General features: G+C 72.2%; 22 protein-coding genes. 11 read left to right on the forward strand and 11 right to left on the reverse strand.

Going from position 1 to position 20326, the window contains the following annotated elements; all coding sequences use genetic code 11:
• Nucleotides 1-6: 6 nt before the first annotated feature.
• The 3 genes from AC21LY_RS13675 to AC21LY_RS13685 all read left to right on the forward strand — a co-directional run bounded on the left by AC21LY_RS13675 (nt 7) and on the right by AC21LY_RS13685 (nt 2205).
• Nucleotides 7-345: a DUF1801 domain-containing protein gene (locus AC21LY_RS13675; protein WP_489047034.1), complete on the forward strand. Its 339-nt coding sequence runs from the start codon at nt 7-9 to the stop codon at nt 343-345.
• 73 nt (nt 346-418) lie between these two features.
• Nucleotides 419-607 (forward strand): hypothetical protein, encoded by a 189-nt coding sequence (locus AC21LY_RS13680; RefSeq protein WP_489047035.1) that lies wholly within the window; start codon nt 419-421, stop codon nt 605-607.
• Nucleotides 608-816: 209 nt separating this feature from the next.
• Nucleotides 817-2205, forward strand: coding sequence for an MFS transporter (locus AC21LY_RS13685; protein WP_489047036.1), 1389 nt, complete (start codon nt 817-819; stop codon nt 2203-2205).
• A gap of 69 nt (nt 2206-2274) precedes the next feature.
• On the opposite strand, the gene larC is transcribed toward AC21LY_RS13685, so the two are convergent.
• Genes larC through larE form a run of 3 tightly spaced genes read right to left on the reverse strand, consistent with a single transcriptional unit; the run spans nt 2275 to nt 5073 of the window.
• On the reverse strand, nt 2275-3501 hold the full coding sequence (gene larC / locus AC21LY_RS13690) for a nickel pincer cofactor biosynthesis protein LarC (RefSeq protein ID WP_489047157.1): 1227 nt from the start codon (nt 3499-3501) through the stop codon (nt 2275-2277).
• 14 nt (nt 3502-3515) lie between these two features.
• Complete coding sequence (gene larB / locus AC21LY_RS13695) at nt 3516-4226, reverse strand: nickel pincer cofactor biosynthesis protein LarB (RefSeq protein WP_489047037.1); 711 nt, start codon at nt 4224-4226, stop codon at nt 3516-3518.
• Nucleotides 4219-5073, reverse strand: coding sequence for an ATP-dependent sacrificial sulfur transferase LarE (larE, locus tag AC21LY_RS13700; protein WP_489047038.1), 855 nt, complete (start codon nt 5071-5073; stop codon nt 4219-4221). The genes larB and larE overlap by 8 nt, the downstream gene beginning before the upstream one ends.
• A gap of 98 nt (nt 5074-5171) precedes the next feature.
• Here larE and AC21LY_RS13705 point away from each other — a divergent pair, with 98 nt between their 5' ends.
• A complete protein-coding gene (locus tag AC21LY_RS13705) occupies nt 5172-6197 on the forward strand; it encodes a Gfo/Idh/MocA family protein (protein ID WP_489047039.1) in 1026 nt (341 codons plus the stop codon).
• 24 nt (nt 6198-6221) lie between these two features.
• Here the strand turns inward: AC21LY_RS13705 and AC21LY_RS13710 are convergent, their stop codons facing one another.
• The 4 genes from AC21LY_RS13710 to AC21LY_RS13725 all read right to left on the reverse strand — a co-directional run bounded on the left by AC21LY_RS13710 (nt 6222) and on the right by AC21LY_RS13725 (nt 11482).
• Nucleotides 6222-7532, reverse strand: coding sequence for a lactate racemase domain-containing protein (locus tag AC21LY_RS13710; RefSeq protein ID WP_489047041.1), 1311 nt, complete (start codon nt 7530-7532; stop codon nt 6222-6224).
• An 11-nt stretch (nt 7533-7543) separates the two neighbouring features.
• A complete protein-coding gene (locus AC21LY_RS13715) occupies nt 7544-8929 on the reverse strand; it encodes a mannitol dehydrogenase family protein (RefSeq protein WP_489047042.1) in 1386 nt (461 codons plus the stop codon).
• Nucleotides 8926-10338 (reverse strand): glucuronate isomerase, encoded by a 1413-nt coding sequence (gene uxaC / locus AC21LY_RS13720; RefSeq protein WP_489047043.1) that lies wholly within the window; start codon nt 10336-10338, stop codon nt 8926-8928. The genes AC21LY_RS13715 and uxaC overlap by 4 nt, the downstream gene beginning before the upstream one ends.
• A gap of 76 nt (nt 10339-10414) precedes the next feature.
• Entirely contained in the window at nt 10415-11482 is a 1068-nt protein-coding gene (locus tag AC21LY_RS13725; protein ID WP_489047044.1) for a LacI family DNA-binding transcriptional regulator, read from the reverse strand.
• A 155-nt stretch (nt 11483-11637) separates the two neighbouring features.
• On the opposite strand from AC21LY_RS13725, the gene AC21LY_RS13730 reads away from it, so the two are divergent.
• Genes AC21LY_RS13730 through AC21LY_RS13740 form a run of 3 tightly spaced genes read left to right on the forward strand, consistent with a single transcriptional unit; the run spans nt 11638 to nt 14458 of the window.
• Entirely contained in the window at nt 11638-12483 is an 846-nt protein-coding gene (locus AC21LY_RS13730; RefSeq protein WP_489047045.1) for a sugar phosphate isomerase/epimerase family protein, read from the forward strand.
• Nucleotides 12480-13586: a Gfo/Idh/MocA family protein gene (locus tag AC21LY_RS13735; RefSeq protein ID WP_489047046.1), complete on the forward strand. Its 1107-nt coding sequence runs from the start codon at nt 12480-12482 to the stop codon at nt 13584-13586. Before AC21LY_RS13730 ends, AC21LY_RS13735 begins: the two co-directional genes overlap by 4 nt.
• A complete protein-coding gene (locus AC21LY_RS13740) occupies nt 13583-14458 on the forward strand; it encodes a sugar phosphate isomerase/epimerase family protein (protein WP_489047047.1) in 876 nt (291 codons plus the stop codon). The genes AC21LY_RS13735 and AC21LY_RS13740 overlap by 4 nt, the downstream gene beginning before the upstream one ends.
• Before the next feature lie 57 nt (nt 14459-14515).
• On the opposite strand, the gene AC21LY_RS13745 is transcribed toward AC21LY_RS13740, so the two are convergent.
• Nucleotides 14516-15292, reverse strand: coding sequence for a dioxygenase family protein (locus tag AC21LY_RS13745; RefSeq protein WP_489047048.1), 777 nt, complete (start codon nt 15290-15292; stop codon nt 14516-14518).
• Between the two features lie 138 nt (nt 15293-15430).
• Between AC21LY_RS13745 and AC21LY_RS13750 the strand changes: the two genes are divergently transcribed.
• From AC21LY_RS13750 to AC21LY_RS13765, 4 genes are all read left to right on the forward strand, one after another.
• On the forward strand, nt 15431-15874 hold the full coding sequence (locus AC21LY_RS13750; RefSeq protein ID WP_489047049.1) for a DoxX family protein: 444 nt from the start codon (nt 15431-15433) through the stop codon (nt 15872-15874).
• Nucleotides 15871-16512, forward strand: a complete 642-nt coding sequence (locus AC21LY_RS13755) for an NAD(P)-dependent oxidoreductase (RefSeq protein ID WP_489047050.1) — start codon at nt 15871-15873, stop codon at nt 16510-16512. Before AC21LY_RS13750 ends, AC21LY_RS13755 begins: the two co-directional genes overlap by 4 nt.
• Before the next feature lie 58 nt (nt 16513-16570).
• Nucleotides 16571-17326: a lysophospholipid acyltransferase family protein gene (locus tag AC21LY_RS13760; RefSeq protein WP_489047051.1), complete on the forward strand. Its 756-nt coding sequence runs from the start codon at nt 16571-16573 to the stop codon at nt 17324-17326.
• 90 nt (nt 17327-17416) lie between these two features.
• Nucleotides 17417-18448, forward strand: a complete 1032-nt coding sequence (locus AC21LY_RS13765; protein WP_489047052.1) for a DUF2189 domain-containing protein — start codon at nt 17417-17419, stop codon at nt 18446-18448.
• A 91-nt stretch (nt 18449-18539) separates the two neighbouring features.
• Here the strand turns inward: AC21LY_RS13765 and AC21LY_RS13770 are convergent, their stop codons facing one another.
• From AC21LY_RS13770 to AC21LY_RS13780, 3 genes are read right to left on the reverse strand one after another with little or no spacing between them, the layout of a single operon-like run.
• Nucleotides 18540-19283, reverse strand: coding sequence for an alpha/beta fold hydrolase (locus tag AC21LY_RS13770; protein WP_489047053.1), 744 nt, complete (start codon nt 19281-19283; stop codon nt 18540-18542).
• A 21-nt stretch (nt 19284-19304) separates the two neighbouring features.
• Nucleotides 19305-19631 carry a branched-chain amino acid transporter permease gene (locus tag AC21LY_RS13775; protein ID WP_489047054.1) on the reverse strand — a complete coding sequence of 109 codons (327 nt, stop codon included), beginning with the start codon at nt 19629-19631 and terminating at the stop codon, nt 19305-19307.
• Nucleotides 19624-20292, reverse strand: coding sequence for an AzlC family ABC transporter permease (locus AC21LY_RS13780; RefSeq protein ID WP_489047055.1), 669 nt, complete (start codon nt 20290-20292; stop codon nt 19624-19626). The genes AC21LY_RS13775 and AC21LY_RS13780 overlap by 8 nt, the downstream gene beginning before the upstream one ends.
• Nucleotides 20293-20326 lie beyond the last annotated feature (34 nt).

The raw sequence follows: 20326 nt of genomic DNA on the forward strand, positions 1-20326 counted from the left end.
ACCGTCATGTTCACGAAGAAGGGCGACGCAGCCGTCCTGGCCAAGCTTCGGGCGATGCCCGCGCCGTACGCCGAGATCGGCGAGCGCGTGCACGCGATCATCCGCGAGAACGCGCCGGGTCTCGAGCCGGTCGTGCGGTGGGGCCTCCCGTTCTACGTCGGCGGCGGCGAGGACATCTGCTACATCAAGCCGGGGGAGACGTACGTGGCCTTCGGCTTCGGCGAGACGGTGAACCCCGCCTTCGAAGAGGGCGCCACCATGCATCCGATCGTCTGGAACATCACCGCACTGGACGCCGAAACCGAGGCGAGGATCGCCGCGCTCGTCGCGAAGGCCGTCGCCTGATCGTCGCCGCCCCGACGATTCCCTCACCCGCCGGCCCAGCCGGTCTACGGCCGGCAGGTCTACTCTCGATCCCATGGCGACCCCGCTCGAGCAGTTGCGGCGCTGGGAGGACTCCGGCGGCACCTGGGCGGTGCTGCACCGGACCCCAGGCGTGGACGGGGAGACGGTCACCGTCGCCCTGATGCGGTGTGACGGCGGCGAGATCGCGGACCGTCTGGAATCCGCCGATCCGGACCTGCTCGCGTACGTGCGCGAGGCCTGAGCCGTGCGTCCACGGCCGCCCTCCGCGCGGGGATAGCGCCGGTCGCCACGGCGTCCACGGAACCCGTCCGCGGACCTCGACGAAACCCGGGACTCGGCGTATAAGCCTCTGGTACGTTGCCGTCATCACGCGGTTGCCGAGTGAAACACGCAGGCCAGGGCATCTGTGCAGACCTGGGCCGGCGCCCTTCCAGCGCCAATGGAGGCGACATGAGTACAGGTACCAGCGAACCTCACGTTCGCACCCCGAAGAGAGCCGCGATCGCCTCCTGGATCGGCTCAGCACTCGAGTACTACGATTTCGCGGTCTACGGCACGGCCGCCGCGCTGGTGCTGAACAAACTGTTCTTCCCGCCGGAGCTCCCGACGGGGATCGGCGTGCTGCTGAGCATGGCGACCCTTGCCGTCGGCTACGTCGTGCGTCCCCTGGGCGCCCTCATCCTGGGGCCCCTCGCGGACCGGTTCGGCCGGAAGTTCGTCATGATGTTGACCCTCTTCGGCATCGGCGGTTGCACGTTCCTGATCGGCTGCCTGCCGACGTACCACGACATCGGCATCGCGGCGCCGATCCTGCTCGTGGTCCTGCGGATCATCCAGGGCCTGTCCGTCTCCGGTGAGCAGGCGAGCGCGGTCACGATGTCGCTCGAGCACGCCGACGACCGCCACCGCGCGTTCACCACCAGCTGGACGCTGAACGGCACCCAGGCCGGCGGTCTGCTGGCGACGGGCGTTTTCATCCCCTTCACCGCCCTCATCCCCCGGGAGACCCTACTCGGCTGGGCCTGGCGCGTCCCGTTCTGGCTCTCGGTCGTCGTCGTCATCGCGGCGTACATCATCCGGCGCAAGCTCGAGGAGCCTCCGCTGTTCATCGAGCAGTCCGAGGTCAAGGTCAACATGACGCCGCTCACCCAGGCGGTGCGCTTCCACTGGGTCTCCATCGCGCGCGTCGCGGCCTGCGCCCTGCTCGCGTCCGTCAGCTACGTCTTCGGCAGCTTCTCCGTGACGTTCGCGACCAACGGGTACGACCTGAACAAGTCGACCATGTTGTTCGTGCCGGTGATCGTGAACGTGGTTGCGTTGGGAGCGATTCCGCTGGCCGGGCTCCTTGCGGACAAGATCGGCCGGAAACCGATGTTCATCTTCGGCGTGCTCGGGGCCGGCGTGGCGACGGCGCCGTATCTCTGGTCCATCACGACCGGCAACTGGGTCCTGATCTTCGTCTTCGGCATCATCTCCAACGGCCTCATCTACTCCGCGGCCAACGGCATCTGGCCGGCGTTCTACGCCGAGATGTTCCCGAGCCGGGTCCGCGTCTCCGGGCTCGCGGTGGGGACCCAGATCGGCTTCGCCATCGCCGGCGGCGTCGCCCCGGTCGCCTCCACCGCCCTCGCGGGCGCCGACCTGAAGAACTGGGTGGGGCCCGCGATCCTGACGATCGGATTGACGCTGATCTCGGGCCTGGCCGCGTTCACCGCCAAGGAGACCGCGCCGTACTCCCTCGAGGAGATCGACGAGCTGAAGCAGTCCGAGCGCGAGAAGGAGGCCGTCGCCGCGGCGACGGAGGCGCCTGCGCCGGCAGCTCCGGCCGTACCGGCATAGGCGGCGGAAACCCGCCGCGAGACCGCACAGCGCCCGCCGTCGCCCCGCCCAGGGGCGACGGCGGGTTCGTCAGCGCGGCGCGGGCGCTCCGACGACGAGCCCCGCGGCCCGGGCGGCGCTGTGCGCCAGCGCCAGTGCCTCGCGCTCCGGCAGGTCGTACGCCGCGGCCACGGCCGCCACGTCGGCGAACTCCGGGTTGGCCTGCCGGATCCCGGTGTCGTCGTAGCCGATCTTGATCCTGACCTCCGCTCCGGACGCGGCACCGTCGAGGGCGACGGTGCGCCAGCACCGGGACAGGGCGGTGCGACGCACGGTATGACTGCGCACGCCCAGCGTGCTGGTGAGCGTCAGCATCAACTCGACGAGGGCCTCGGCCAGATCCGGCCGGCTCAGCACGCTGAGCTGGTGCGCGGGCCGGCCCTTCTTCATCAGGATCGGAGTCAGCCAGGCGTCGGCGGCGCCGGCGCCCAGCAGTCGGTCGATCACGCCGGGCCAGAGCCGTGGGTCGAGGTCGTCGACGTTGGCCTCCAGCACCGTCATGGTCTCCGCGCCGGGGCCGCCCGACGGTGCCGGCCCGTCGGGCTCGACCGCACCGATCACCACCCGGGTGATGTTCGGCCGGTCGGGGAAGTCCTTGGTGCCGGCGCCGGCCCCCGTTCGCTGCACGACCATGGCGGGCAGGTCCTCACAGGACCGGGACAGTGCGGCGACGAGCGCCATACCGGTCGGGGTGGCGAGCTCCCCGGTACCGCCCGCATGGACCCGCCAGCCGGCGGACAGCGTGACGACGGCGGGCACCGGCACCGGGATGTCGCCGTGCGCGGCGGCGATCCGGCCCGAACCGACCGCGACGGCGCTCGTGCTCACGCTGGTCACGCCGAGATCCGTCAGCGCGGCCGCCACGCCGACGACGTCGGCGATCGAGTCGAGCGCCCCCACCTCGTGGAAGTGGACGTTCTCGGCGGGGATGCCGTGGGCCTGCGCCTCGGCGTCCGCCAGCAGGCCGAAGACGGCGAGCGCCCGGTCCCGGACTCGAGCGTCGAGCGGGGCCGTCGTCAGGCTCTCCCGGATGGTCCGCCAATGCCGGTGCGGCAGATCGTCGGTCAGCACCTCGACGTCGAGCTTCGTCGCCCGCTGTCCGCACCGCACGACCTGGGCGACCGCGAGCCGGACCGACCCGGGCACCACCGCGTCGACGGCGCGCTGGATCGCAGCGAGGTCGGCGCCCGCGTCGATCAGGGCGCCCAGCAGCATGTCGCCCGCCACCCCGGCCGACGCGTCGATCCACGCGTGCACGTCCCCCGAGCCCGTCATGGCGCCGCGATCTGGGCCGCGAGATGCCCCGCGCCGTAACCATTGTCGATGTTGACCACCGCGACACCGGGCGCGCAGGCGTTGAGCATCGTCAGCAGCGGGGCCAGGCCGTCGAAGGCCGCACCGTAGCCGACCGAGGTAGGCACGGCGATCACCGGCGCGGACACCAGCCCGGCGACCACACCCGGTAGGGCACCGTCCATTCCCGCGACGACGACGATCGCCTTGGCGGCGCGCAGCCGGGGCACCTCCGCCAGCACGCGGTGCAGGCCCGCCACCCCGACGTCCACGACCACCTCGGACCGCCGACCCAGATGGCGAGCGGTCAGCAGGGCCTCCCGGGCCACCGGAAGGTCCGACGTGCCGGCCGCCAGCACCAGCACGCCGCCGCCCGCGGGCTCGGGTGGAGCGGCGGGCCACGCGATCATCCGGGCCTCGGCGTCGTGCGCTGCGCCCGGCAGGGCCTCGAGGATCGCTTCGACCTGGTCGTCCCGGACGCGGGTGAACAGGGCCACGTTCGGCTCCCCGGCGAGCGCCCGCGCGATCCGGGCGACCTGTTCGACGCTCTTGCCCTCGCAGAAGACCGCCTCGGGGTAGCCCCGCCGGGCCGCGCGGTCCACGTCGAGCCGGGCGATGTCGGCCAGGTCGGCCGCGCGCTCGGCCAGGTCGGCCGCCTGTCCGGCCGGGCTCGCAGCACGCTCAGCCATGCCGCACCCCGACCAGGGGCAGGGTGAACGCGCCGGACTGCAGGCCGCCCAGATCCAGCGTCACGTAGCGGAAGCCCGCGGCGCGGACGGCGCGAAGTACCTCGTCGCGCACCGGATCCGACGCGACGCGGGGCAGATCGTCCGCCTGCAGCTCGAGCCGGGCGACGTCGCCGTGGTGGCGCACCCGGAGATCGGCCAGGCCCAGCCCGCGCAGCGCCTCCTCGGCGCGGTCGATCTGGGCCAGCTTCTCGGGCGTGACCTCCTCGAAGTGCGGGATGCGGGACGCGAGGCACGGCGCCGCGGGCTTGTCGGCGACGGCGAGCCCGAGGTCCCGGGCGACGGCGCGGACATCGGCCTTGGTCAGTCCGGCGGCGGCCAGCGGGCGGAGCACGCCGTGCTCTACGGCCGCGCGGGCGCCGGGCCGGTCCGGGCGCAGGACGTCATCGGCGTTCTCGCCGTAGGCGATCGCGTCGAGGCCGAGGCGCCGGGCGACACCGGCGTCGATGACGGTGAACAGCTCGTCCTTGCAGTGGTAGCAGCGGTCGGGGCCGTTGGCGCGGTAGGCGTCCCGGTAGCCCTCGAAGGTCTCGATCTCCACCACCTCGACGCCGATCCGTGCGGCCGTCGCGTGGGCGCCGCTGCGCTCGGTGGCGGCGAGGCTGGGCGAGACCCCGAGCAGGGCCACCACCCCGTCGGCGCCCAGGACGCGCGCCGACAACGCCAGCAGCACACTGGAATCGACGCCGCCGGAGAAGGCGACGCCGAGGCGCTCGACCCCGGCGAGATCGGCGCCGACCCGGTGCGTCGCCTCGGTCGCGGTCATCCCTGGAACGGCTGGGTCGGTCACAGGCCGAGCCTAACCGCTGCCGCGAGGTCAGGTCGCGGTCGTGACAATTTCCGGCAACGCCGTTCGGCGCCGTCATCGCCCGTGCCATCATGCGCTCCGTGGCCCCGCCCGGGGCGCGGGACGGGAGTGTGGCGATGGTCAGGGCGGCTGTGATCGGTTGCGGCGACGTCTCGGTGGTGCACCTGGACGCCATCGGTCGGCTCCCCGGTAGCGAGCTGGTCGGTGTCTGCGACATCGATCCCGCGACCGCGCGCGCCGCGGGTGCGGAGCACGGCGTCCCCGGATTCACCGACCACCTGGCGATGATCGAGGCCGTCCGGCCCGACGTCGTCCACATCTGCACGCCGCACCACCGGCACGTCGATCCGGCGCTCTCGTCCCTGGACGCGGGCGTCGCCGTGCTGCTGGAGAAGCCGGTCGCCCACCGCCTCGACGAGGCGGACCGACTCGTCCGACGGTGCGCGGCGGACCCCGTTCCGCCCGTCGGCATCTGCTTCCAGAACCGCTACAACACCGCCTCGCGGGCGGCCCGCCGGATCCTCGCGTCGGGCGAGCTGGGGGAGGTGCGCGGCGCGTCGGCGACGGTCTCCTGGCACCGCGACGCCGACTACTACGCCCGGCGGCCGTGGCGCGGCCGCCGGGTCTCCAGCGGCGGCGGCGTCCTGATCAACCAGGCGATCCACACCCTCGACCTGCTGCAGTGGCTGCTGGGCGAGGTCACCCGGGTGCGCGGCCGCGCGGGCACCTACCTCCTCGGCGACGTGATCGACGTCGAGGACTCCGCCCAGGTGATCCTCGACCACCAGAGCGGTGCCCGCTCGGTCTGCCTCGCGACGAACACCGCCCCGCGCGACTTCCCGGTCACGATCGAGATCGCCACCGACGGTGCCCTTCTCGTGCTGCGGGGCGACCTCACGATCACCCACGCCGACGGTCGGGTCGAGGTCGTGCGGGACGAGCGGACGGCACCGTCTGCCGGCCGGTCCTACTGGGGCGCCTCGCACGAGGCGCTGATCGCCGACTTCCACGAGCACGTGGCCGCAGGCAGGCCGTTCTGGATCGACCCGGCCGAGGGCGTCAAGGCGCTCGCGATCATCGACCGGGTCTACGCCCTCAGCGCCTGACAGGGCGGGATCAGCGGGGCCGGATCAGCGGAGCCGGTAGAGCACCTCCCCGGCGTGCGGCTCGACGAAGGTGTCCGGGTCCGCCTGGTACGCGGCGATGTCCACGTCCGCGGGATCGAGGTGGCCGAGGTTCACCGACTCGACGACCTCGCGGGGGATCCCCGTCGCCAGCGTCACCTTCACGCGGTTGCGCTCCCCGTTCTCGGGGTCCCAGGTGCCCTGCCCGCGCAGGTGGGTCGAGTGGGCGAGGTCGCCCCACGGCTGATGCTTGAACTGGTCCCACTGGCCGAGGAAGTAGTCCCGGCAGTGGTATCCGATCTCGCTGATCTGCGGGTGCATCACCGAGATCTCGGTGATGTGCGGTGCGTAGATGATCACCTCGCCGCCGTCGGCGACGATCGGCTCCAGCTTGTAGAAGCCCTTGGCCGCGGTCCAGATGTCCTCGTACTTGGTGGGCATCACGGACAGGACCCGCGGGTACGTCCGGTCCAGGTAGGTCACGTGCGTCTCGGCGGAGACCGCCGCGCACGCCGCCCAGGCGTCCTCCGGGGTGCCGAAGGCCGCGGCCCGCAGGGTGTCCGAGCCGGACTCGACCACCAGGCACAGCGCCAGCCGCTCGGCCGGGATCATCGACGCGGCCTCGTTGACCAGCGCCCGGACGGGCGTCACGCCGCGGGTGCCGATCATCTCGGCGCTGGTGATCAGCGCGCCCACCCAGTGCGAGACGTCGATCAGCTCGGCCCCCGAGACCCCGGGGAAGAAGTACTTGTTCCCGCCGGAGAAGCCGACCACCTCGTGCGGGAAGACGGGGCCGATCACGATCGCCACGTCGGCCTCGGGCACCAGCCGGTTGACCCGGACGTCGACGGACAGGTCGGTCATCAGGCCGCCGGTCAGCTCCGCCATCCGCTCCTGCGTGATCGTGCCGAGGGTGGTGAAGGTCTCGGGCAGCCAGTGCTCGTGGTTGACCACCTCCCAGCCGGGGTAGGTGGCGTCCAGCCCGCCGGCCTCGTAGCCCAGGTGCTTCGCGATCGCCGCCTCCGACATCGCCTGGTGCGTGCCCAGCGCGATCAGCACCGTCACCGCACTCGCCCGGCCGGCCAGCGCGCGGTGGACCGCGCGCAGGATCAGCGGCAGCGGGCAGGTGCGGGTGCCGTCGGGGATCACGAGGCAGACGCGCTTACCGTCGACCTGCGCGCCGGCGAGGGCCCGCTCGACGAAGGCGGTCACCTCGTCGGGGGAGAGGCGTTCGCCGGGCCCGCCGACCCGTTGGGCGCGGGCGGGATCGCCCGGATCGGTTCCGTAGGCTTCGGCGAACCCGTGTGGTGCAGTCATGGTGGGGCCTCTCAGACGTGGGTTTCGACGGGGCTGATCTCGGTGAGCCGGTCGGTCACGGCGGTGACGAACTCGCGGTCGCCGCCGAGGCCGGGGGCCAGCCGGTCCAGGACGGCGGGCACGGCGGCACCGTCGGGCTGCGCGGCGAGCGCGACGTACGGCTCCGCTCCGGCGTCGGCGACCGGCGGACCCTCGCCGCGGAGGTGCCGGATCCAGCCGGCGATCGCGGTGGCGCATCCTGCCGGTATCCGGCCGGCGGCGCGTTCCGCGCGGATCACCGGGACGATGCGCACGACGAGCTTGGTCGAGCCGTCGGCGGCGATCTGCGCCAACCGGTGGCGGATCCTCGGGTTCGAGAACCGCTCCACCAGGGCGGCCCGGTACGCGGCGACGTCCTCGGCGGGCACCCGCAGATGCGGCGCGGCCTCGTCCCACAGCGCCTCGACCCAGCTGCGGCACACGGGATCGGCGATGGCCTCGTCGATGAAGGCGTGCCCGCGCACGCCGGCGGCGTAGGCCAGCAGGGAGTGCGAGCCGTTGAGCATCCGGAGTTTGCGCTGTTCGAACGGGGTGACGTCGGCGACGATCTGCACTCCGGCGGTCTCCCACGCGGGCCGCCCGGCGGGGAACGCCCCGGCGATCACCCACTCGCTGAACGGCTCGGTGGGCACCGGGGAGGCGTCGGTGTAGCCGCACCGCTGCGCGACCAGCGCCCGGTCGTCGTCGGTGGTGGCGGGGGTGATCCGGTCGACCATGGACGAGGCGAAATCGACGTTCTCGCTGATCCATTCGGCGAGCCCGGGGTCGACGGTGGCGGCCAGCTCGGTCACGACGCGCCGCGTCACCGCCCCGTTGTCGGGCAGGTTGTCGCAGGACAGGACGGTGACGGGGCCGGCCTGCGCGGCGCGCCGGGCGGCGAGGCCCCCGACCAGCCGGGCCGGCAGCGTGGCCACCGGCGCGTCCGGGGCGGCGCGCAGCGCGGCGATGTCGGCCTCGACCTCCGGCGTCCGGCGCAGCGCACCGTCGGGGTCGGCGAGGTAGCCGGCCTCGGTCACCGTCAGGGTCACGACGGCGAGTTCCGGTCGACGCAGGTAGTCGAGGTAGGCGGCGTGGTCGCCGGCCGGATGTGCGGCTGCGAGGGAGCCGATCACCTCCGGCTCGTCGTCCTCGGGGCCCTTGACGATCAGGGTGTAGAGCCCGCCCTGCGGTGCGAGCGCCTCGGCGGCGTCGGGTCGCCGGCCGGTGAAGGCCGCGATGCCCCAGTCGGCGGCGTCCTCCGCGTGGGCCGTGTACCAGGCCTGATGGGCGCGGTGGAAGTTGCCGAGGCCGAGATGCACGATGCGCACGGGCGGCGGGGGTGTGGTCCGCGAGAGCCGGGCCGGGGTGGGGGCGTTCACAGGTTGAAGACCTTCCTGGGAATGGTGTCCACCAGGTCGTGCACGACCTCGAAGGCCTCGTCCTCGTCCAGACGGTGCTCGACCACCAGCTGGGCGACGTGCCCGGCGTCGAGCCGGCGGGACATGTCGTGCCGCGCGGGGATCGAGCAGAACGCCCGGGTGTCGTCGATGAAGCCGGAGGTCTTGCCGAATCCCACGGTCTCGGTGACCGCGGAGCGGTAGCGGCGGATGGCGTCGGGCGCGTCGAGGAACCACCACGGGGCGCCGGCGTACACGCTCGGGTAGAAGCCGGCCAGCGGAGCGATCTCCCGGGAGAAGGTGGTCTCGTCCAGGGTGAAGATCACCAGCCGGAAGCGCGGCTCGGTGCCGACGGCGTTGAGCAGCGGACGCAGCGCCTCGGTGAACTCGACCGCGACGGGGATGTCGCAGCCGATGTCGGCGCCGAACCGGTCCGCGCTCGGCCGGTGGTGGCTCCGGCAGACGGCCGGGTGGATCGTCATCACGAGCCCGTCCTCGGCCGACATCCTGCCCATCTCGTACATCAGGTGCCGGCGCAGCGCGGTCGCTTCGGCCTCGGTGGCGGTGCCGGCGCGGGCCCGCAGGTAGATGCTGCGGGCCTCGTCGGCCGGTAGCGGGTCGGTCCGGGCGTCGCGGTGGCTGTGATCGGCGGAGACGGCGCCGTTGGCGATGAAGAACCGTCGCCGTTCGGCGAGCGCGGCGAGGTAGCCGTCGACGTCGTCGACCCCGACGCCAGCGGCCTCGCCGAGCCGGTCGACGTCGGCGTTCCAGGTGGGGCTGGACGGCTCGAGGTACCGGTCGGGCCGGAAGGTGGGGACGACCCGGCCGGTCCACTCGGGGTCGGCCTCGAGCTTGCGGTGGTGGCGCAGGTCGTCGCACGGGTCGTCGGTGGTGGCCAGGACGTCGATGCCGAACCGCTGGTACAGCGCACGCGGCCGGAACGCCGGATCCGCCAGGCACTCCGCGATCCGGTCGTAGATCAGGTCCGCGGTCTCCGCGCTCGGCCGCACCGTGATCCCGAAGACCTCCGCCAACTGGTGGTCGAACCAGTAGCGCACCGGCGTCCCGCGGTAGATGCTCCAGTGCTCGCAGAGGGTGCGGAAGGCGCGGCGCGAGGCGGCGGCGTCGAAGTCGTCCTGCGCCACGCCGAGCTGGTCCAGGCCCACGCCGTGCGCGTGCATCAGCCGGTTCACGTAGTGGTCCGGCGTGATCAGCAGCGACGTCGGGTCGGCGAACGGGACGTCGTCGGCGAGCCACTGCGGCGGGACGTGGCCGTGCGGCGAGATGATCGGCTGCTCCGCGATGGAGCCGTAGAGTTCGGCGGCCAGTCGCCGGACCGCGGGATCGGTGGGGAGGAGTCGATGGGGGTGCAGAGTCAGCGCCGGAACCATGCGGTCCATCGTCCCGCACGGCTCCGGAATCGCGGCCACTGTTGCCGAGAGTTGCCACATGGCAACCGGATGCGGCTCAGGCCGCGGGCCCGGTCGATCCGCGCACGACCATCCGGGCCGGCAGGACGATCGACTCCAGGGTGGGGGAGGGCAGCTCGGCCGTCTTCAGCAGGTGTTTGACCGCCGCCGAGCCGAGACTGACGAGCGGCGCCGCCACCGTCGTCAGCGGCGGGCTGACCAGTTCGCTGTCGCGGATGTTGTCGAAGCCGACGACGCTGACCTCGCCGGGGACGTCGATCCCGGCCGCGTCGAGCTCGCGGATGAAGCCGATGGCGATCAGGTCGTTGTAGGCGATGACACCGCTGGTGCGCTGGTCGAGCCACGCCGCCGCCGCGTCCCGCCCGCCGGTGGGCGTCGGCGCGTGCGGACCGCTCCGGCGGATCCGCAGGCCGAGCCGGTGTCCCGCCTCCACCAGTCCCCGCCACCGCGCGCCGTCCATCCACGACGCCTCGGGCCCGGCGAGGTAGGTGACCTGCCGATGGCCGAGGGCGGCGAGGTGCTCGGCGGCCTTGGCGCTGGCCTGCAGGGTGTCGGTCGCCACCGACGGCACCTGGCTGACCAGCCGGTTGAGGACCACCAGGGAGGCCTTCTTGGTGACCGCCAGGATCTGTGCGTCCGACAGACGCGACGAGGTGAGGATGATGCCGTCGGTCACCGGGCCGAGCCGCTCGAGCAGCGACCGTTCGACGTCGCACGACTCCTGGGTCTCGACCAGCAGCAGTTCGTAGCCCTCGTGCCGGGCGGTCCGTTCGGCGCCGCGGATCATGCCGTAGAAGACGGGGTTGGTGATGTCGGCGACGACCATCGCCAGCAACCGGGACGGTTCCTCGAAGGAGGTCCGCTGCCGAGTACCGGCCCGATAGCCCAGCTCGGCCGCCACCTGGCGGACGTGCTCTGCAGTCCGGAAGCTCACCCGGCCCGGGTTGGACAGTGCCCGCGAGACCGTCGACGGTGCCACGCCCGCGGCGGCCGCGACGTCGTAGATCGTGACCTGCGAACCCTCGCCGTCCGGGTCACCGTCGGGCCCGCCGACGGTGCCGTCCGCGCGCTCCCCGTCCCCGGGCCCGGCCTGCGCACCTGTCATGGGTAGTGGACCTCCCAGGCGTGTGGCGGCGGGGTGTGGCAACAACTGGCAAGTCGTTGCCGCCATCATCGCACGACTGCCAACCTTGTCCGTGTGCCTGCGGGGCGCGTCGCCCCGATGACCGACACGAGTTCGGCCCGGCACGTTCCACCGCGATGAGGAGCAAGACGAAGATGTGGACACTGTCCGGGTTCATCGATGAGATCGACGACGACTTCGCCACCCAGTGCCGGGTGGCCGCGGGGCTCGGCCTGACGCAGGCGGAGGTCCGCAGCGCCTGGGGGATCAACATCCTCGATCTCGACGACGCCCAGCTCGAGCGGGTCCGCGCGATCCTCGCCGAGCACGGATTGAAGGTCTCCAGCATCGGCTCGCCGATCGGCAAGATCGGCATCGGCGACGATTTCGGCCCGCATCTGGAGCGGATGGAGCACGCCGTCGACGTGGCCCGCCGCCTCGGCGCGCCGTACCTGCGGCTGTTCTCGTTCTTCATCCCCGAGGGCGACGATCCGGACGCGCACCGGGACGAGGTGCTGCGCCGGATGCGGGCGCTGGCCGACATCGCCGAGAAGGGCGGCGTGATCGCCGTGCACGAGAACGAGAAGGACATCTACGGCGACATCCCCCGCCGCTGCCTCGACATCGTGACCAGCGTGGACTCGCCGAACCTCCGGCTGGCCTGGGACCCGGCGAACTTCGTGCAGTGCGGCGTCCGGCCGTTCACCGAGGGGTATGCACAGCTGCGGCCGCACGTCGCCTACGTCCAGATCAAGGACGCCCTGCTCGCCGACGCCTCCGTCGTGGTGGCCGGCGCGGGCGACGGCGAGGTGGCGGAGACCATGCGCGCCCTCCGCGCGGACGGCTTCGACGGCTTCTTCTCGCTCGAACCCCACCTCGGCGAGTACACCGCCTTCGGCGCGCTGTCCGGCCCCGAGCTGTTCACCAAGGCGCACGCCGCCTTCACCGACATCCTCACCCGCGAAGGGATCGCGTACGCATGAGCGATCAGCAGAGCACTCGCCGCCGGATCGCCCTGGTCGGGGCCGGCGTGATCGGCCGGGTCCACGCGCGGGTGATCGGCGAGCTCGCCGACCGGCTGGAGCTGGTCGCGGTGGTCGACCCGGTCACCGAGTCGGCGCGCACGATCGCCGACCAGTACGGCGGCGCGGTCTTCGCGAGCCTCACCGAGGCGCTCGCCGCGTGCGAGATCGACCTGGTCTCCATCTGCACCCCGACGGGCCATCACGGTGCGCCCGCGATCGAGGCGATGCGGGCGGGTAAGGACGTGCTGATCGAGAAGCCGGCGGAGATCACCGTCGAGCGGACGGACGAGATCATCGCGGTTCAGCGGGAGACGGGCCGGCTGGCCGGCGTGATCTCCCAGCACCGCTTCGATCCGTCCACCGAGGTCGCCGTCGAGGCGATCGAAAAGGGCGAGCTGGGCAGGCTGACCAGCGGGATCGCGTCGATCGACTGGTGGCGGGGCCAGAGCTACTACGACTCCGGCAACTGGCGCGGCACCTGGGAGCTCGACGGTGGCGGTGCGCTGATGAACCAGGGCGTGCACACCGTCGATCTGCTGGTGGCCACGATGGGGCGGCCGGTGGAGGTCTTCGCCTACACCGGGACCCTGGCGCACGAGCGGATCGAGGTCGAGGACGTGGCCGTCGGCGTGGTGCGGTTCGAGAGCGGCGCGCTGGGCGTGTTGCACGCGACCACCGCCGCCTACCCGGGGATGAGCGCGCGACTGCAGGTCCACGGCGACCGCGGCTCGATCGTGATCGACAACGATCTGCTGACCTTCATCCACCGGACTCCGTCCGCCGGCGGCGCCTCCGAGCGGGCCTACGGTGATCCCGGGGCAGCGGAGGTGAACCAGGTCGCGGACTTCGCCGAGGCGGCGGCGCCGTCGCCGACGGGGGCGGGTTCGGATCCGGGCGCGCTGAACATCACCGCCCACCGGCGCCAGTACGAGAACATGCTGGCCGCGATGGACGGCACGGAGGAACTGCGGGTCGACCTCGAGACCAACCGCCGCTCGATCGCCGTCATCACCGGCGTCTACGAGTCGGCGCGGACCGGACGGCCAGTGAGCCTCTCATGACCCGGATCGCGGTCAACCCGATCCAGTACTGGATCACGGCCGGGCGCACCGAGCCGGTGCTCGACGCCGCCTTCCGTGAGTTGTCCGCGATCGGGTACACCGCCGTCAAGGCCGATGTGCCCGACGGGATGACCGTGACCGCCTACCGGACGTGGCTGGACGGCTACGGGCTGGCCCCTGCGGTGAGCCTGTTCAACTCCGCGTTCGACGAGACCGTCGACATCGCCGCGGAGGCCGAGCGGGCCAAGCGGTTCGCCGAGCAGCAGGCGGAGCTGGGGCTCGACCGGACGATGGTCAGTTCGGTCGCGATCGCGGCCCGGTTCGAGCGGCCCGCCGTCGGTGCGGACTTCAACGCCGACCGGCTGGCCCTGGCGATCGAGAACTGCGGGGTGATCTGCGAGGTGCTGCAGGCGGGCGGGCTGCGGCCGCTGCATCATTCCCACGTCGGCGGGGTCTTCGAGACCGAACGGGAGATCACTGCGCTGCTCGACGACCTGGGCCCGGACGTGATCGGCGTCGGTGCGGACACCGGCCACCTGCGCTGGGCCGGGATCGACCCGGCCGCCTTCATCGCGCGGTACGCAGACCGGGTCGGAGCGCTGCATGTCAAGGACTGCTTCGCCGACCATCTCGACGGCCGCGGCGACGGGGCCGGGTACCACGAGCTGTCGGACACCAAGCGCCTGTGGGCCGAGCCCGGGCTCGGGGTGATCGACCTCGCCGGCGTCCTGGCCGCCCTGCCCGCCGGTTTCGACGGTGACCTGATGATCGAGGTCGACGAACCGAGCGTCGCCACCCCCGTGGAGTCGCACCGGATCTCCTACGACTGGGCCGTCCGTCACCTCCCGGGCGTCGCGAGCGCTCCGGCCTGAGCGCGGCCGACAAGGCCGGATCCCAGCGGGGGTTCGCCGTCGACCCCCGCCCGCGGCTCACGCCGCGACGATGCTGCGCTTGGCGAGCCCCATCCAGAAGCCGTCGATCGGCTCCTCGGGCGCCGCTTCGGGATCCGTCGCCGCGCCGAGAGTGACGAACAGCGGCGCGAAGTGCTCGATCCGCGGGTGCGCGTAGGGCATGCCCGGCGCCTCCTCGCGGAAGCGCATGAGGCCGTCCACATCCCCGGCGGCGAAGCGCTCGTGCGCCCAGGCGTCGAACTCGACGGACCATCCCGGTGCCGCGGCGTCGGCCCGTGGGTCGGTGAGGAAGGGCAGGCCGTGGGTGGTGAACCCGGACCCGATGATCATCACGCCCTCCTCGCGCAGCTCCGCGAACCGTCGGCCCAGCCCGAACAGCGCCTCCGGCTCGAGCGTCGGGAGGGAGACCTGCAGGACGGGGATGTCCGCCTCCGGGTACATGACGGTGAGCGGCACGTACGCGCCGTGATCCAGCCGGCGCCGCGCGTCGCGGTGCACGGGCTGATCGTCGGGCGCCATCGCAGCGATCCGGTCCGCCAGCTCGGGCGCGCCGGGGGACGGGTAGACGGTGCGGTAGTACCGCTCGGGGAAGCCGCCGAAGTCGTAGGTGAGTGGGATCCGGGAATCGGTAGCGCCCACCGTGAGCGGCGCGGCCTCCCAGTGGGCGGAGACGATGAGGATCTGTTCGGGCCGCGGCAGCTCGGCGGCGAGGCGACGTAGCTGCGCGACCCACCGCTCGTCGTCGACGAGCGGCGGTGCACCGTGGCTCAGGAACAGGGCGGGCGTGGTGGTCATGGCATCCCTTTCGAGCGTGGCGAGCGCGTGACGACCGTTCCTGAGGGTCGGTAGGCCCGAGGTGTTGCGCTCACCTTTCGTCCGTGCTTCGATGGTAGCGAAAGCTTGAAGCTTCAACAATAGAACGGAGTGGTCCACATGGCCGCACAGCTCGAGCGGGGCCAAGGCCTCGCCTCCACGATCGCCCGGGTGATCCTCGGCGCCATCTTCTTCGCGCACGGCTGGCAGAAGTTCGTCACGTACGGCATCGACAACGTCGCCGCGAGCTTCGAGAAGATGGACGTTCCACTCCCCACCCTGTCCGCGTGGTTCGCCGGCCTCGTCGAGCTCGTCGGTGGCGCCGCCCTCATCATCGGCCTCGCCGTGCCGATCGTCGCGGTGCTCGGCATCATCGACATGCTCGGCGCGATCGTCTTCGTGCACTGGGACAACGGCTTCTTCGCCTCGAACCCGGGCGGCGGCGGCTACGAGCTGCCCCTGGCGCTCATCGCCGGCCTGATCGCCGTCGGGATCGCCTCGCACGGCCCGCTCGCCGCCGACACGCACCTGCTCAAGGGCCGTTCGAAGGCGGTGGCCCGATGAGGATCACCGTCTTCGGCGCCTCCGGCTACTCCGGCGGTCACATCACCACCGAGGCCCTGTCCCGCGGTATCGAGGTCGTCGGCGTCGCCCGCGACGTGGCGAAGGTTCCCGCCGGCGCCACCGCCGAGGCCGGCGACGTCACCGATGCGGACTTCGTCGCCCGCGCGGTCGAGGGCTCGGCCGTCATCGTCTCCGCCCTGCCGACCGCGGCACCGTCGGGCCACGGTACGGACCTACCCACCGCACTGGAAGCGCTGGTCGCGGCCGCCCGCTCCACCGGTGCGCGCCTCGGCGTGGTCGGCGGCGCCGGCAGCCTGCTGGTCGCCGAGGGCGGCCCCAAGCTGGTCGACACCCCGTCGTTCCCCGAGGCCGTCAAGCCGATCGCCCAGGAGCACGACCGCGCGCTGGACTACCTGCGCACCGTCGACGACGTGGACTGGTTCTACCTGAGCCCCGCCGCGAGCTACGGCTCCTTCAACCCCGGCGAGAAGCGCGGCACCTTCCGCACGAGCGGCGACCTGCTGCTCACCGACGCCGAGGGGAACTCGGAGATCTCGGGCGCCGACTACGCGATCGCCTTCGTCGACGAGATCCTCACCCCGGAACACGAGCGGGAGCGGTTCTCGGTCGCGTACTGAGAGCGGCCCGCGCCGCGCCGTCGTATCCTCGGCTCACGAGACCGAGCAAAGGGGTGTGATGGCGCGGCGCGAACCCGTCTACGAGGTGGTGCAGGCCCTGGCGAAGGGCATCGTCACGGCGCAGGGCCTGCGGGTCGACTACCGCGGCCTGAAGAACATCCCGGCCGAGGGCGGCGTGCTCCTCGCCGTCAACCACACCAGCTACGTCGATTTCCTCGAGGCCGGTCTCGCCGCCCGCCGCGCCGGGCGCTGGCCCCGCTACATGCTCAAGGCCGAGCTCAAGAAGATCCGGATCATGGCCTTCCTGATCAAGCACTGCGGCGCGATCGGCGTCGACCGCGAGCACGGGGCCGAGAGCTATCACGAGGCCGTCGCCGCCCTCGAGGCCGGCGAGGCCGTGATCGTCTACCCCGAGGCCACCATCAGTCGCAGCTTCGAACTCAAGGAGCTCAAGTCCGGGGCCGCGCGGATGTCGATCGAGGCCGGGGTGCCGATCGTGCCCGTCATCATCTGGGGCACGCAGCGCATCTGGTCCAAGGGCACGCAGCGCCGCATCGGCCGGCACCGCTTCCCCGTCGTCGTGGAGGTCGGCCCGCCCCTGCTGCCCGACGGTGACGACCCCGTCGCCCTGACGGGCCGGCTGCGCGCCGCGATGGAGAGGGCGCTCGCGAGCGCGCAGCGCGGCTTCCCGGCCCCTGCCGGCGCCGACTGGGTGCCCGCCCGCCTCGGCGGCGGCGCCCCGCCGCCCGACGAGGCGCTGCGGCTCGAGGAGCAGGAGTTCGCACTGCGGAGGGCCCGGCGGGAGGCGAAGTGACACGCCGGTAACGGTCGACGGTCCTCCTATGGTGTGCTTGTCGTGCGATTGGTAGGTTTGCCGAGATCGTTCAATGGCGAGGAGGAGACCATGACGCAGCCGCCGAACTACCCTGGTGACAACCAGGGCGGCTACCCGCAGAACCCGCAGGATCCGAACCAGGGCGGGTACCAGCCGGGGGGATACCCGCAGCAGCCCCCGCAGCAGCCGGGATACGGGCAGGGCGGTTTCCCGCCTCCGCCCGCGGGCGGCTTTCCGCCGCCGCAGGATCCGGGGTACGGCCAGGGCTTCCCGCCGCCGCAGGGCGGTCAGGGGTTCCCGCCTCCCGGTGGCCAGGGCGGCTTCCCGCCCCCGCCGCAGGGCGGCTTCCCGCCTCCTCCCGGCGGCGGCTTCGGCGGCCCGCAGTTCGGCGGGCCGCAGCCCTTCAGCATCGGTGACGCCTTCACGTGGGCGTGGAACAAGTTCACCAAGAACGCGGTCCCGCTCGTCGTCGCGGTCCTCGTCTACGTGCTCGTGGTCGGCGCGATCGTCGGCGTCGGCTACTTCCTCATGTTCTCGATCCTCCTGGGCTCGTCGACCACGGACGCGGACGGGCTCACCACCGTGTCCACCGGCGGCTCGATCGGTGCGATCGTCGCCATGGCGGTGCTGACCCTGGTGGCGGGGATCGTGGGCTGCATCGTCCAGGCCTCGCTGTACTCGGGGCTGCTCGACATCGCCGACGGCAAGCCGGTCGAGATCGGCTCGTTCTTCAAGCCGCGCAACACCGGCCAGGTCGTGCTGGTTGCCGTGATCATCGGCGTCGTCACCGCGATCCTCGGTCTCATCCCGATCCTCGGCAGCATCCTGTCGATCGTCATCGGCTTCCTGACGATGTTCGCGGTCCCGGTGATCGTGGACCGCGGGATCCCCGCCGTCGAGGGCATCAAGCAGGGCTTCGCGGTCATCCAGCGCGATATGGGCAACTCGCTCATCACGTTCGTCGTCGCGGGCCTGATCGGCCTCGTCGGCGCCTGCCTGTGCGGCATCGGCCTCCTGGTCGCCGGGCCGGTCTCGGCGCTGCTGATCACCTACGCCTACCGTCGCCTCTCCGGCGGCGTGGTGGCTCCGCTGACCCCGTAGCCGACACCCGACGTGGACCCGAGGGCCCGCTCACCGAGAACCGGTGGGCGGGCCCTCGTCCCGTCTTCGGCACCGTCGACTAGGCGCTCCGCTACCGGAGGAATTCCAGGACCGCCCGGGCGAACGCGGCGGAGGCCTCGCGGTGCACGGTGTGGCCGCCGCGCAGCTCGAGGTACTCGCCGCGGGGCAGGGCGTCGGCGACGAGGCGCAGGTACTCGGGCCGGAGGAAGTCGCGCGGCCCGCCGGAGATCACCAGCGTCTCCTGCGTCGTCCGCGAAAGCCGTTCCCACCACGCCGGATCGGGTTGGAACTGGGGCGAGACCGAGTCCATCATCGACCCGTCGAACCGGGAGAGCGCGCCGGGCGTCTGCACCACCTGCTTGAGTCCGAGCCACACCCGCCGCGGCGTCAGCGGCAGGTCCATCGACTCCGCGACCTGTCCCGCCTCGAGCGCGACCGGCGGCATCTCCTCGAGCACGAGGCGCCGGACCGCGTCGGGCAGGCGCCACGCGAGCCGCAGTGCGGCCTGGCCGCCGAGCGAGTGCCCGACGACGTCGAACCGCTCCACGCCCGTGTGCCGCGCGACGTGTTCCGCGTCCGCGGCGAGCTCGTCCAGGAGGTACTCGGGACTGTGGTCGCTGCGGCCGTGGCCGCGCTGGTCGTAGGTCACGGTGTCGCGGCCGGCGGCGTGCAGGGCGCGGACGGTGCGCCGCCACGTCCGGTGGTCGGCGGCCATGCCGTGGATGAGCAGGACCGGCGGCCCCGTCGGTTCCGGCACGCGGCGGTGCTGAACCCGGAGGCGCACGTCGCCGGCGGTGATGGTCTCCTCGCGCATCAACCCATGGTGCCAGCCGGATCAGCCCAGCGCGTAGCTCAGCGCCACGCACACCGCGGTGCCCGCGACGATGCTGAGCACCGCGTTGCGGCGCCACAGATGCGCGAGCACGGTCGCGGCGACGCCTCCGATCTGGGGCAGCCCGTGCGCCGGAGCCGCGTAGTCCACCTGCGCCATGCAGTAGACCGCGAGGACCACCACGGCGCCCGCGGGCATCCACTTCCCGAAGTCGGCGAGCAGTGGTGAATCCCGCAGTGCCGTCGCCAGTCCGAACGGTGCCAGCCGCAGCGCGACGGTGATCGCGGCGGCGATCGCGATCCCGGTCAGCAGATACCCGGTGCTAGGCATGCGCCGCCTCCTTCGACTTCCGGCGCGCCGCGACGTGCCGCACCACGAGCAGCCCGGCGAAGCCGCCCATCGCGACCAGCAGCATCGCGCCGGGCGCCGCGGTGAGTGCGACAGCACACGCGGCCAGCGCCAGCACGAGCGTCGTCCGGTCCGGATGCGCGTCCAGCGCCAGCACGACGAACAGCGCGGTCAGCACGAAGTCGACGCCGGGTACGTCGCGCAGGAAGGCGCCGCCCGCGAGCCCGCCCACCAGCGAGCCGCTCACCCACGCGACGTGCAGGCCGAGCTGGGTGCGCAGGATCATCGGCCCCGTCATCATGGCCGACGGTGCCGTGCTCACCAGGGCGTAGGCCTCGTCGGTGAGCGCGTACACCCCGTACGCGCGGCCGATGCGGCTGCGGATCCGGCCCAGCGGAAAGGTGAGGCCGTAGAACAGGTGTCGCGAGTTCACGAGAAAGGTGGTGGCGGCGATCGCGGCGAGCGGCGTGGCCGCGGCCAGCAGCCCCGCGAGCAGGAACTCGACCGACCCGGCGTACACCGCCATCGACAGCACGGGGGCGATCCACCACGGCAGGCCGTTGCCGGTGACCACCACGCCGAGGCCGATGCCGAGCACGAACAGGCCCAGCTGCACCACGGCGACCTTCGACGGAACTCCCATGGGCACAATTCTATTTCGCCTCTTGCGCAATATG

The organism is Tsukamurella sp. II2bb (assembly GCF_057815145.1).